Origin of the sequence: Silvibacterium acidisoli, from assembly GCA_022870745.1 — a bacterium.
In the GTDB taxonomy this organism is placed as follows: Bacteria; Acidobacteriota; Terriglobia; order Terriglobales; family Acidobacteriaceae; genus Silvibacterium.
In genome coordinates this window covers 4,700,678-4,714,272 of record CP085323.1, presented here as the reverse complement: position 1 = coordinate 4,714,272, position 13,595 = coordinate 4,700,678, and the positions used below count along the sequence as shown (strand labels likewise).

The window sequence follows — 13,595 nt, the reverse complement described above, 5'->3', positions numbered from 1 at the left end:
GGGACTCTGGTCTCGCGGCGGGGGTGGTTTTGAAGTATGTGCAAGATCTCACCGCTTGCATCATAAGCGATGAACGCTGCCCATGTATCCCATTCAGGCAGGAATCTTCATAAAATGTGAAATTGTTTCAAATCAGGATGCCGCTGTGGGCAAGGCATTGCGCCTATGGTTTGGCTTCGTTTGAGCGCCTGATACTCTCCGCCAGCAGGATGGCTTCGGCGATCTCGCGCATGGACTTGCGCCGCTGCCGGCTCTCTCGCTGCATGTTGCGATAGGCTTCGTCTTCCGAGAGTCCAAGATCGCGCTGCACAATCCCTTTCGCCTTGTCTACAATCTTGCGGGTCTCGAGGCGATCGGTCAGCTCGGAGTTTTCCGTCTCCAGCCGTGCCCGTTCCATCTCTGCGCCCACGAGAATGCCGACGGTTGCGAGCAGTCGCCGCTCCAGGTCACCGTGCCTGTATGGCTGCCGGTGTTGCAGGTTCAGCACGCCCACCACGCGGTTCGCGCAGATTACCGGCACGCAAAGCATTGCCTCGAAGCGGTCTTCGGGCAGGTTTACGAAGGCGCTGAAACGAGGGTCCTCGCTCGCTCGTTCCGAGATAGCAACCGGCTCGCGATGCTCGGCCACCCAACCGGTCACGCCAGCACCAAGCGGCAGGCGCAGATTATCTATCTCAGCAGCATGAGGATTCCGCGAAGCACGGAGCACAAGGCTATCCTCTTCGACCGTATAGAGGAAGCACGAATCGCAGGGGATTACCGCGGAGACAAGCGACACAATGCGCGAAAGCGTTACGTGCAGCGGATCGGCCGAAGCAAGGTGGCTGCTGACCTCCTGCAGTACATCGAGCGGAGCCAGCCCATCGCGAAAGCCTGCCATGGTCGATGTGGAAGGCGCGACCTGCGGGACACGGCGCGGGGCAGTTTCGACATTGCTTCTTGATGGTTGATTCCCGGTGAAATCGGGAGAAGCTGCGGAGCGTTTTTTCGAGAGCTGCGCTCCTGAATACTGAGCAGCCTCGTTAATCATGAAACCCATCCGCGGCCGGGAAGGCTCAAAGTCGGGCTGCACGCCGTAGTGGCGAAGCTCTTCGGTTGTCGTTGGTCCGACAGAAACCACAACGATACGGCGGAGCGCCTGTCCAAGGTCCGCCTCGAGATTCATCTCAGCCGCAACCTGGAAGAGATGGATCACCTGCACCGCTGTCATGAAGAGAACGACGTCAATCTCATCATCGACGATGCTGCGCACGCTCGACCGCAGCGGTTCAAGGTCGAGCGGCAGTCCCCACTGGTAGACCGGAACCTTCGTGACTTCGGCGGCACGCGCGACCAGCTCTGCAATGAATTCAGGATTCGTCGCGCCGTATTCCTGGACAGCGATGCGAAGATCCCGGAGGTGTTCGCCGTAAGTACGGTCGAGCAGGTTCAGCACCTCGTGCCAGGTGCTGGGCTCGGGAGTTGAAGCTTTCACGGGAATCTGCAATCCCTGCAGCGCTGCAACCGGCTTCACTCCGCGGGCAATCACATCGCGCTTGCGCAGCGCATCCAGGATCGTCGCCCGCTCGAATTTCGTATCCAGCGTTTCCATCATCTTGGTCACGCCGATACCGGTGAAGAAGATAACGAGATCGAAGTCGCCACCGAGCAGTCGCTGGCCAAAATCGATGCACGCCGTGTTTGATTCCAGCGGAATCTCGCGCATGGCTGAAACCACAACAGGTTGGCCGTTGTAGGTGCGAATCAGCTTTTCCACTTCGCGGGCACGACGCGACTCGAGCGCTAAAACACGAAGTCCGTCAAAGCTGGCGTGGGGCATGATTCTCCATGAGTGCCGCTGAAAACGGCTGAAGCTTGTAATGAGCGAATTCCTTGCATTTTACCTTTTTCTTCGCGGCCGGCAATCGCACACGCGCAAGCCCAGTCTCCACGTGGGTTTGCAATGGTTCCCAAAGACACTGTTTGCGTTCCAGGGCAAACCCGCCCTATACTCCGTCTAACGGACGAGCCCCGGCCATGACCGCCAGGTGCAGTCCACTCCTTCCGAAGCCCGCTCCCTGATGTGCAGGCTCCCGGTTATTGAAATCAAGCTCCGCGATGAGCCCTGGGTCACCCGCAGCAGGTGGTGTGCGTCCTTGTGCGTCTCGCGACGTTACTCTCTTCGCACTCATAGCTTCCTGGTGATTCCAAGGCCATTACACGTATATGGCTTCAACGAACTCAGGAAGAGATCCGATGGGCGCGTTATCATCTGCTGTTACTGCTAGGGGAGGCTTCACCGAAGAACAAAAGCAGTATCTGCGCGGATTCTTTGCGGCAGTCGCGCAGCAACATGCGTTTGTCGGCCGTCTGAGCAACGGGCTGCTGACGAACGATGCTGCAAGTGGCGAATTCAATATTGCGGATGAGCCTAAGTTCTTCAGCACCCCGATAAGCGATCTTTGCGCGGAGGAGGCCTGGAAATACGAGAGGAACCCCCTTGACGCCTGGGATGAACTGCTCGCGCACGCTAATGAAGACAAAGCTCCGGATGCCGAGCACCGCTACCGTTTCAAGTTCCACGGGCTGTTTTACGTCGCTCCTGCTCAGGATTCCTTCATGCTTCGTCTGCGCGCTCCAGGAGGAGTGCTCACAACGGCCCGGGTACGCGGGCTCGCGAAGATAGCCGAGGAGTGGGGAAACGATCGGCTCGACATCACGACTCGGGCCAATGTTCAGATCCGCGAGTTTGCCCCGCACAACATCGTCAACGTGCTCAATGCGGTGCGTGCACTGGGGATGACCTCACTGGGCGCGGGTGCCGACAACATCCGCAACATTACTGCATCACCCATCTCAGGCTATGACGCGCAAGAGCTGATCGACGTTCAACCCTACGCGACGGCCATGCAGAACTACATTGCCAACTCGCGCGACATGTTTGGGCTGCCCCGGAAGTTCAACATCGCCTTCGACAACGGTGGATCCATCAGCACGCTGGCAGACACGAACGATATCGGCTTCGTAGCGGTGCGGGTCGCAGAGGGCCGCCCCGTTCCCGCCGGCGTTTACTTCCGCGTGCTGCTCTGTGGCATCACCGGACACGGGCAGTTTGCGAGCGATTGCGGATTGCTGCTGCGACCCGATCAGCTGATCGCCGTGGCAGCCGCCATGGTGCGCGTCTTTGCCGAGCATGGAGATCGCACCAACCGCAAGAAGGCCCGCCTCAAATACTTATTGGATCTCTGGGGAGTTGAGAAGTTCCTTGACGAGACAGAAAAGAGGCTTGCATTTCCCGTCCTCCGCTTAGGCGCTCACGAATGCGAACCCCGCGCTGATGTCGACCGCTCCGCGCACCTCGGTGTCCATCCCCAACTGCAGCCCGGCACCAGCTACATCGGCGTCTGCGTGCCGGTCGGCTGGCTGCCGGTGGCGCAGGCTCGCGCCATCGCTGAGATAGCAGACCGTTTCGGCTCCGGCGAGGTTCGGCTCACGGTGTGGCAAAACGTGATCGTGCCGAATATTCCGAATGAGCTTGTGGAGCAAGCCTGTGCAGCCCTGCATGCGGCCGGCCTTGAGTACACAACCGGACGCATCATGAGTAATACCGTCGCCTGCACCGGCAGCCGCGGATGCCGTTTCTCTGCCACCGACACCAAGGGTCATGCGCTCGAGATCGCACAGTCGCTCGATGCAGCCTTTGCCCTCCTGCAGCCCGTGAACCTTCACGTCACCGGCTGCAACCACTCCTGCGCGCAGCATTACATCGGCGATATCGGACTGATGGGCGTGAAAGTCGGAGGCAAGGATGGCTACCAGGTAAACCTGGGCGGTGGGGCGGACAATGACCAGGCCATCGCACGCGAGCTCTTCCCGACCATGCCTTATGACGATGTAAAGGCGTCGCTTCACAACTTTTTCGCGTACTTCACCCGGCACCAGCAGTCCGGGGAGAGTTTTCTCGAATTTTGCGGACGGCATACCGTCGACGAGCTCCGGGCCTTTTGTGGTGTGGCGATAGAGGTGGCGGCATGATTCCACGCCTGCCAGAGGATGCGCCGTTCTCGCCCGAGCAGCGAATCTGGCTCAATGGCCTGCTGGCCGAGCTTTTTACGGGAAAAGCCGCTCTCCAGACGGAGGAATCGAACCGTCGGGACGTAAAGATCTACTTCGCCACCCAGAGCGGTACAGCCGAGCGGCTGGCGAAAATGCTGGCCAAGTCATTGAAATCCGGTGGCCATACGGCGCAGGTCTCGTCCGTCGAGACGTTGAGGGCGATCGACCTGCAATCGGCCCGTTTTGCCGTTTTCTTTGCCAGCACTTACGGCGAAGGGGAGCCCCCTGAAACCGCCCGCCGCTTCCACGAAGAGCTTTGCTCGGCCCGTGCCGCCGCCCTGGCCGGGCTGAAATACGCTGTTTTCGGCCTCGGAGACAGCAATTACGAGAATTTTTGCCGGTTCGGAGTCGACCTCGACGAGCGCCTGAGCGCTCTCGGGGCGCACCGTTTGACCTCGCGGGTAGAGTGCGATGTTGACGTCGATGGGCCTTTCGATTTCTGGCAAACCAAATTGATCGCTAGACTAGTAGATGATGCGGTGGATCCTCCGGAGCCGGACGAAGCCCCTGCAATCTTTACAACTAAGAAGGCGACTTCATTGCATACAAGAGAAAATCCTTTTTTGGCGGAGTTACGGGTGCGCACGCCGCTTACCCATGACGTCTCGTCAAAGCTGACGGTTCATCTGGAATTCGACCTGGAAGATGCCCCAATCAATTACGAAGTGGGCGACTCGGCCGGTATCATCGCGCAGAACGATCCTGTGCTTGTGAACGACATCCTCTCGCTCGTGCCCTTTGACCGCACCGAGAAGGTGACCATCGCCCGCGTAGGCGATGTGACGATCGAAGACGCATTGCTGCATTACTTCCAGCCGACCCGGTTGACGCGCAAGATGGTGAATGCTTTTGCAGCCAAGGAGCAGTGCGCTCCGCTGACCCATCTGCTGCCGGCCGAACAGAGCCAGCACCTGGAAGACTTCATGTGGGGCCGTGGTCCCATCGACCTTCTGCAGGAGTATCCTGGCGCCATCACCACGGCAGCTGAACTCGCAGCGATCATGCCCCGCCTCACGCCGCGTCTTTACTCGATTTCGTCGAGCCCGGCTGCGCATGGCCGCATCCTGCACCTCACCGTTGCCATCGTGCGCTATCGCTCGCACAACCGCGAACGCGGCGGCGTTGCCACCACCATGCTGGCCGATCGTGTGGATGTGGGCAGCCGTATCCCCGTCTACATCCAGCCGAATAAGAAGTTCCGCCTGCCCGAGGCCGACAAGCCGATCATCATGATCGGACCGGGCACCGGCATCGCGCCCTTCCGCGCCTTCCTGCATGAGCGCCAGGCGCTGGGGCACAAGGGTAAGAACTGGCTCTTCTTCGGCGAGCGCAGCGCGTCTACGGATTATCTCTACAAGGATGAGCTGACGACCTGGGCGAAGGACGGACATCTGACCCAGCTCGATACCGCGTTCTCCCGCGACCAGGAACACAAGATCTACGTGCAGGACCGCATGGCTGAAAACGGTGCGGAGTTCTGGAAGTGGCTCGATGAAGGCGCCATGATTTATGTCTGCGGCGATGCCAATCGCATGGCCAAGGACGTTCACGCAACCCTCCACCGTATCGTTGAGACTCATGGCAACATGAGCGCGGAAGCTGCGGCGGAATATGTCACGGCACTGGTCAAGGAACACCGGTACCACCGCGACGTCTACTAAAAAAAACATTGCCGCTGGCTCTACGAGAGATTCACCGCGGCAGGGAACGGAAGCGGATGATGCTGCTCGAGGGCAGCTCATCCGCTTCGCTTTTTGAAGGCCCCCTGCAGGGGGATCGCAAAGCCCGCTCCGTCCAAGTGGACTCCCTGGCGTTGTCCGCGTGGCCGGAGCGTGACGCCATGCTGCCTCCAGCCTGGGTACTGCTCCAGCCTCGGTCAAATGGTGGATGCGCGAGTGCCAACTGGACCTTTAAGCTGCGTCATCAGAGGCGTTTACGCTGAAGGAGTTCCTTTGCAAAAAGTTTTAGGCATGTTTTTCGTCGCAGCCTGTGCCGTCACGATACAGGCGCAGACTGCTTCTCCCGCTGCTTCTTCTTCGCCGATCTTCACCGCCTACGTGCGCGAACGCACCAATGCCACGGAATGGTTTTCGGCCCATCCCAACCCCGAAACCTACGGGCATCAGGATTCGATGGTCCGTCTCGGTATTGCGCAGCGCGTGCATCACTTCGATTACATGTTTGAGCTCGGCCAAAGCGCGGAGTTCGGCCTGCCCAATGATGCCGTTTCACCGGTCGCCGCGCAGGGGCAGCTCGGCCTTGGAGGCACCTACTACGCAGCGAACGGCAATAATCAGAATCCCGCGGCCGCTTCGTTACGCCAGGGCTATCTCCGCTATCACTTCAGCGACGACGACAGAGATGCCATACGCCTAGGCCGCTTCGAGTTTTTCGAAGGGCAGGAGACAGCGCCCAAGGACCCCACGATGCTGTGGCTGCAGACCAACCGCATGGCGCAGCGGCTCATCGGAAACTTCGGCTTCACCAATGCGCAGCGCTCCTTTGACGGCGCCGATCTGAAGCTGAGCGGCAAGGACTGGGATGTGACTGCCTTCGCCGGACGCTCCCTACAGGGCGTCTTCAACATGAATGCGAATCCTGAAATCAACGTGGATGCACAATATCTGGGCTACACTCGCTCGCTCGCCAACGGACACGTTCTCGTCCGTGGCTTCGGCATCGGCTATCACGATGGACGCACTGGCCTGACCAAGACCGACAACCGTTCCGCCGCGGCCCGCGCGCTCGATCACAAAAACATCCGCATCGGCACCTACGGAGGAGACATGATCGCCGTGCTGCCGGCCGGCCACCTCGCTTCGGTCGATTTCCTCGTATGGGGAGCAGGGCAGAACGGTTCCTGGGGGAAGCTCGATCACTCTGCGGGAGCCATTGCCGCCGAAGCCGGCGTCAAGCTTAATGGAGTGACCTCAGCGCCCTGGCTTCGCGGAGGCTTTCTACGTACCACCGGCGACAACAACAACACCGACGGCACCCACAATACCTTCTTCCAGATTCTGCCGACGCCACGCGTTTATGCACGCTACCCGTTCTTCAACATGATGAATTCGAAAGATGAGTTCGTGCAGTTCATCGACAAGCCTACAAAGAAGCTTGAGATTCGCACCGACCTGCACTTCCTGCAGCTCACCGCTCCAACGGATTTCTGGTACCAGGGTGGCGGCGCATTCGACAACAAGGTCTTCGGCTTTACGGGCCGTCCGGGCGCGGCAGGCGGAAGCTTCAGCTCACTCTACGACATCAGCGGAGACTACAATCTCTCGAAACAGGTTTCATTCGGGCTGTATTATGCGCACGCCTATGGCAAGGCGGTGATTCACGCGACATATCCTGACGGTCGCGACTCGAACTACGGCTTCTTCGAGTTGACCTATCGCTTTCAGAAGAAGCTGTAACCGGCAACTCCGCGGCATCTCTCGAAGATGCCGCAGCCTTAACCCTCAATCCATTCCGCAGCCGCAGGATCCGCGCACGATAAACTCCGTCGGCAGGACGATCTTTCGCGGAGCAGAAGAATCCTTGCCTTCTATCCGTTCAAACAGGCTCTTCGCCGCTCGCGACCCCAACTCGCTGACCGGCTGCCTGACAGCTGTAATTCCCGGCTGAATCACCTCTGCAAGATCGAAATCATCGAATGAAATCAGGGCAATATCACGTGGGATGTTTTTCTCGAGCGCGTTCAGGGCGCGCAGCATTGCCACGGTGCAGACCCAGTTCAGGCTGAAGATGGCATCTGCCGGTTTAGGACCCGCGAGCACCTTCGCCAAGGCATCGATCGTTAAATCCGCCTCGTGGGGAACCAGTAGTTCCATTTTCTTCACGTCTCTTTGCCGAAGCGCGGCCCGATAGCCCGCTACACGCTCCGCGCAGGTAAACAGGTGCGGCCGCGCGCCCACGGCGAGGATCCGCCGAAAGCCATGCCCGAGCAGGTGCTCGGTCGCAGCGCGCGCTGCCTTCCGGTTAGTCACGGTGATCGTGTCGACCTCCGCACCACGCACCGGCTCGTCAATTACGACAACCGGCACTCGGCTCTTCAGCGGAATCGCCAGGTCGCTCTTTCCGCTGGCGGCGGCCATCAGAATGATCCCGTCGATCTGGCGACGCGTCATGGCTTGTAATTCGGTCTTTTCGAGGCTCACATCGCCACCCGAGCTAGCCAGGATGACGACATATCCATGAGACCGTGCGACATTCTGTACCGAGCGGATGGCGGTAGCGACAAAGGGATCGGCGAGGTTGGGAGCGATCAGGGCAATGGCAGCGGATTTCTTCGATTTCAAACCGCGTGCCAGCTCGTTCGGCTGGTAGCCGAGTCGCGCCATGGCCTCGCGTACCAGCCGCTCGGTTTCAGGGCGCAGTTCGGAAGAGTTGTTGAGGACGCGCGAGGCAGTCTTCAATGAGACGCCGGCCGCGTGGGCTACATCCTTAAGGGTTACTGAACCACCATTTTTTAGCACTCAACGGTCCTTAGACGAGACGATGGCATTGCCCATGATGGAGTGAAGCTCACGGTGCTACCGCTTCCAGCTTCTTTCCCTTTGTCTCTGGATAAAAGACGTAAATGATGACGAACTGTAACGCCAGCAGTATTGCCATCCAGAAAAAGATCCTGTCGCCAAGGCGGCGAGCAATCGACGGGAACGTATCGACCACCAGGACATTCGCAATCCAAAGAACAGTGCTCCCGAGGCTCTGGCCGCGTGCGCGAACCGAGACCGGGAAGATCTCACTCAGATATACCCATACCACCGCACCCTGAGAAAATCCGAACGAAGCGTGATAAACAGCTAACAACGTTACCACCACCGCAGGCGGCCAGTGCATGCGATGCACCATCGAGAGCAACAGGAGACAGCTGCCCATCAGTGCCGCACCGATGAGCAGTAACGATTTTCGCCCCGCCCTGTCGATCAGGGTCAAGGCCAGGCAGGTCACAAGCAGGCTGAGGGAAGACAGTGCCAGCGCATCCACCCTTCCGGAAATGCCATGCACTCCCAGGCCGCTGAAAACATCAAGCACGTAATAAAGCAGCGCATTGACACCGGTAAGCTGGTTGAACAGCGCCAGCCCCACCGCCAGTGCGATGGGCTTCAGGTACTGCCTGGTAAACAGCCTCGCCTGTTCGCTGGATGCACGCGGCGCAAGCTCACTCGGCAGAGCCCAAAACAGGCACAGCACACACAACGACGCCGGGAATATGCCTCCGCACAGGATGTAGCGCCAGGTAACACTCGCATGGTCCCCGCCCGAGGCCAGGTATCCTACGCCGAACGCGCAAACCGCGCCGATGCTTAAACTCAACTGGAAGGAGCCGGCAATGCGTCCGCGCACTGCCGGAGGCGAAACCTCGGCAAGATACATCGGCGCTGTAACGGAGACCAGCCCGATGGCAATCCCACAGAAAACCCGGCTTACCGTAAACTGCATGCCGCCGGTGGCAAAGGCGGCAGCGATGATGGCGAAGGCATAAAGAATTCCGGAAAGCGTCAGCGTCCCGCGCCGCCCAAGCCGATCCGAAAGAGTGCCGCCAAGCATCGATCCGGCAATGGTGCCCATGAGCGCCACCGAGACTGCCAGTCCGAGACCCGCGGGGGAAAGCGCGAAGGCGCTGCGTATCCCGGGTGCGGCGCAGGCCATCGCACCGATGTCGTAGCCGAAGAGCAGTCCGCCGCAGGAGCCGGCTAACACACTCAACGTAAGATGTCGCTTTGCCAGGATGAATGAAATGGAATGGTCTCGTCGAGCGGACAGGCTGACTCCGCCGGCGGCCTCGATTCGTGGGTTTTCGAGGGATATGGGCATGTGGATATATTCAGAAGAATCATACGGGCAGCGCGAGCCGCCCGTATTGATTTCATGCCATTAGAACAGAACCTTCAGCGAGAGCTGGATCTGCCGGGGACTGTTTGCCGTCGCATTCCCGATGGTTCCGAAGCCGGTATACGACCCGGCCAGGTTCGTGGGAACCCCGGCAACGCGCTGGATTGGCGAGTTAGGATTCGAAGTATTCGGACCATTGAAGATCGGCGTATTCGTCACATTGAAGAACTCGCCGCGGAAGCGGGCGCGTACTCGCTCAGTGACGTCGAACTCCTTCTGCATGGCAATCTGTGTCTGCTCCGCCCAGGGATTACGCACGGCCGTTGAAAGCGGCCCTTAGCTCAGCGCCGTGTACTCCGGGAAGTCCGCAAAACAGCCGGGCTGCGAGTTGTTCAGATAGCTGCCGTAGCCGCGGTGCGCCGGGCGAATATCGTACGATCCGCAGTTGTAGAGGTAGCCATTCGGATAATTCACCGGCGTGCCACTCTGGTTGTTGAGCAGCCAGTCAAGCTGCCAGTGGTTGATCAACGCGCCTGCCACGCCACGCGCATGGGTTGCTACCATGCCACCCTGGCCGATGGGTAGCCGGTAGCTTCCGGCAAAGCTGAAGATGAAGGTGCGGTCTCCCGAATCTATGCCGTAATACGGGTGATCGTCGAGCAGCAGGCCGTTGTTCAACACGCTGGTGGCGCTGAGGAGCTTCGACCACGTGAAAGCCGTGGTGAAGCTGAGCCCGTTGCTTAGCCATGTCGAGCCGCTGAAGCGCTTCTGGGCGCTTGCGATCAGCGAACTGTAGTTGCTGTAACCCCACGGAGTATTCCACTGGAAAACCGTTGGGCCGCCCGCGCTGTCGTACTGCGGGTAAGGCACCATCATGTCCTTCACCGCAACCTGCGGATGCGTCCCGAGAAACGATGTTGCCGGGATCAGCGGGTTTCCATAAAAGGGATTGTTAACAAGCTGGTCTAGATAGGCGTGATTGGCGTGCCCCTCGTTGAACTGATCGCGCGTCAGGTGGTTTTCCTGCGTGCCCGCGCGCAGGTCGAGCGTACGTGCGCCAACGTATTCAGCATCCCAGACGATGCCTCCCGGAGCCTGGCCCTGGAAGCCGAAAGAGAATTGCTGCGTGTAGGGAATCTTGCGATACCAGCTGTCTTCGTAGATCGCATCCCCGTTTCCGGAGGCCAGCCCCTGCGAGTCGCCGGGAGGTGTGGTGTAGCCATCGGGGAAGGGCGCACCCCCGTTGAAATAGCCAGTTGGAGTCAGGTCGCTGTCGAGCGTGCCGACATAGCTGGTGGTTGTGTCCCACGTCGAGGTGCCCCCAAGCTCGAAGCCCAGAGCTCGGAACAAGCCCCAGCCGCCGCGCATCACCAGGTTGTGCGTCACCTGGAAGGACGCCCCAAACTTAGGCAGCAGGATGCCCCAGGTGTTCTGGTAAGGCGAACGGTCCTTCTGGAACTCCAACCCGCCGACAATCGGGTTTGCGAACGACTCTCCATTCGGCAACACCACGTTACCGACCGTGCCGTTGATGGGATTGATGCAGGTGAAGCACATGCCTGCCTGCAGCCGTCCATAGCGATCCACCGGAGACAGCTCGTTTTCATAACGCAGGCCTATGTTGAGAGCGAGCCGGGGAGCAGCCTTCCAATCGTCCTGTATGTATACGCCATACGACTTGTAAGATTCATACGTCGGATCGTTGTACTCCACCCCGCCCCCGGCTGGATAGCCCAGCAGAAGATCGGCAACGCTCGAGCCATCGTTGTTACGCGCCCTCGGGTTTTGCTGGGTAAATGCGGGACCGAAATTGAAGGTGCCATTCGCATTGCGAACGCCATTCGCCACATCGTGATACCACGAGAGCTCGAAGCCGTAGTGCAATGTAGTCGGACCGAGGACATGTGTCATCGAAGACTCAACATCGTAGGTTTCGAAGACCGTGGGGCTGACGATATTTCCGACAAAGTTGGGCAGCGCGACATCCGAGCTGTTATCGCCATTGAACTGGATCTCGGGTAGGTATTTCTTGTCCGTAGTAGGCAGCTGCGGCATATTCAGCCCCACGCTGGTCGCGCCTGCGTTGGTCACACCCGCTGACTCCGCACCGTCATACCCGATGTCGTAGGCCCTGTTGTATGACAGGCGAACATCGAGGAAGAGGTTTGGTTTAAAGGTATGAGTAAGGTCGACCACCTGCGTCAGCGATGACTGGTAGTAGCTGTAGTTGCCGTTCGAAGCGCCAACATTGGTGCCGGCCGGGCCAGGGAAGCCGGAGGCGTTGAGAAACTCGTTGCCTGCCCACCACGCGAACATGCCGTACACTCGCGTCTTATCGCTGAAATCATGGTCGATGCGCACGATCGGCTGGTTATAGCTGTTGCTGCCCGGTGCGTTCACAACATAGTTGTTGACATAGCCTGGGCGATTCGCCAGCGGCAGCAGCTTCATCAGGCTCAAGCCTGGGCCGCTGATGCGATTCGCCGGAATCGTATTGCCGGCAAACTGCGTGCGCGTGTAGTCCTGGCAGGGATTTTGATTCGCCACCGAGCAGGTGGTCGTCAGTGGATCGTAGATGTTGGTTTTTCCCGTGCCATTCAGGTAGCCGGTCAGGTTGATGTTGCCGTTCGTATCCGGAAGCATGTCGGGAGTGATCGTCGTGGTAGTCACGCTGTTGGGAACCGCTTCACGCCAGCCTTCGTAGCTGAAGAAAAAGAAGGTGCTCTTGCGCAGGCCGATCACCGGGCCTCCGAGCGTGCCTCCGAACTGGTGTTGGTTGTGGAAGGGCTTGGGCGCGCCCGCCTGGTCGAGCGCGTAAGTGTTCGCATCGAGGATCGAATTGCGCCAAAAGTCATAAAGCGTGCCATGGAACTCAGGCGTGCCGCTCTTCAAGATTGTGTTGACCGTTCCGCCGTTGGTGCGTCCATACTGCGCGTCGTAGGTGTTGGTCATCACCTTGAACTCTTCCACCGCATCCACGCTGGGCGAGATATTCCATGTGCCTGACCCGCCGCCGTTCTGCTGCGAAACCGGGGCACCGTTCAGATCGAACTGGTTGTAATTGCCCCACTGTCCATTGATCGAGTAGGCGTTGCTTTCGTTTAACTCGCTGGCCGCCTGCCCCGGCTGCGGAGATTTCACGCCGGGCGTCAACGTCAGTAGCGAGTACATCTGGCGGCCATTTAGCGGCAGTGTCTGCACCTGTTGTGGATCGATAACCGTTCCACCCGAAGCATCCGTCGTGTTCAACTGCTGTGCCTGCGCCGCGACCTTGATGGTTTCATTCACCGCGCCGACCTCGAGCACAACCGGAATATCGACCTTACTCGAAACATCGATCACGATGTTCTGCCGCTCGACGGTCTTGAAACCTTCCATGGTGACGGTGACGGTATATGTGCCCGGTTGCACCAGCGGAATCGTGAAGTCGCCATTGCTGCCGCTCTTGGCGGTATAGGTCTGCTGCGGCCCCTGCGCCACGATGGACGCATTGGGGACAACAGCGCCGCCGGAATCGGCCACATGACCGGTAATCGTCCCGCGAAACTCCTGAGCGTTCAGGCCCTTGTTCAGGCATGCAAGAAGCATGCCCGCAAGCAGCACTTCAAAGAGCCAGGTGAATCTGCCGTTGCGTCTCGACTGTCTCCGGAAAAAGAAAC

The 13,595-nt window shown here is 59.1% G+C and carries 6 protein-coding genes and 1 pseudogene; 3 read left to right on the top strand and 4 right to left on the bottom strand.

What is annotated here, in order from left to right:
• Positions 1 to 163: 163 nt before the first annotated feature.
• A complete protein-coding gene (locus LJD29_RS19475) occupies positions 164 to 1,819 on the bottom strand; it encodes a uroporphyrinogen-III synthase (RefSeq protein WP_446743239.1) in 1,656 nt (551 codons plus the stop codon).
• A gap of 416 nt (positions 1,820 to 2,235) precedes the next feature.
• On the opposite strand from LJD29_RS19475, the gene LJD29_RS19470 reads away from it, so the two are divergent.
• From LJD29_RS19470 to LJD29_RS19460, 3 genes are all read left to right on the top strand, one after another.
• Positions 2,236 to 4,014, top strand: coding sequence for a NirA family protein (locus LJD29_RS19470; RefSeq protein WP_446743238.1), 1,779 nt, complete (start codon positions 2,236 to 2,238; stop codon positions 4,012 to 4,014).
• Entirely contained in the window at positions 4,011 to 5,756 is a 1,746-nt protein-coding gene (locus LJD29_RS19465) for a diflavin oxidoreductase (RefSeq protein WP_446743237.1), read from the top strand. The genes LJD29_RS19470 and LJD29_RS19465 overlap by 4 nt, the downstream gene beginning before the upstream one ends.
• A 291-nt stretch (positions 5,757 to 6,047) precedes the next feature.
• A complete protein-coding gene (locus LJD29_RS19460; protein WP_446743236.1) occupies positions 6,048 to 7,511 on the top strand; it encodes an alginate export family protein in 1,464 nt (487 codons plus the stop codon).
• 45 nt (positions 7,512 to 7,556) lie between these two features.
• Here LJD29_RS19460 and LJD29_RS19455 read toward each other — a convergent pair whose 3' ends face one another.
• From LJD29_RS19455 to LJD29_RS19445, 3 genes and pseudogenes are all read right to left on the bottom strand, one after another.
• On the bottom strand, positions 7,557 to 8,573 hold the full coding sequence (locus LJD29_RS19455) for a LacI family DNA-binding transcriptional regulator (RefSeq protein WP_446743235.1): 1,017 nt from the start codon (positions 8,571 to 8,573) through the stop codon (positions 7,557 to 7,559).
• A gap of 49 nt (positions 8,574 to 8,622) precedes the next feature.
• Positions 8,623 to 9,918, bottom strand: coding sequence for an MFS transporter (locus LJD29_RS19450; RefSeq protein WP_446743234.1), 1,296 nt, complete (start codon positions 9,916 to 9,918; stop codon positions 8,623 to 8,625).
• A gap of 60 nt (positions 9,919 to 9,978) precedes the next feature.
• A pseudogene (locus LJD29_RS19445) lies at positions 9,979 to 13,524 on the bottom strand (outer membrane beta-barrel protein).
• Positions 13,525 to 13,595 lie beyond the last annotated feature (71 nt).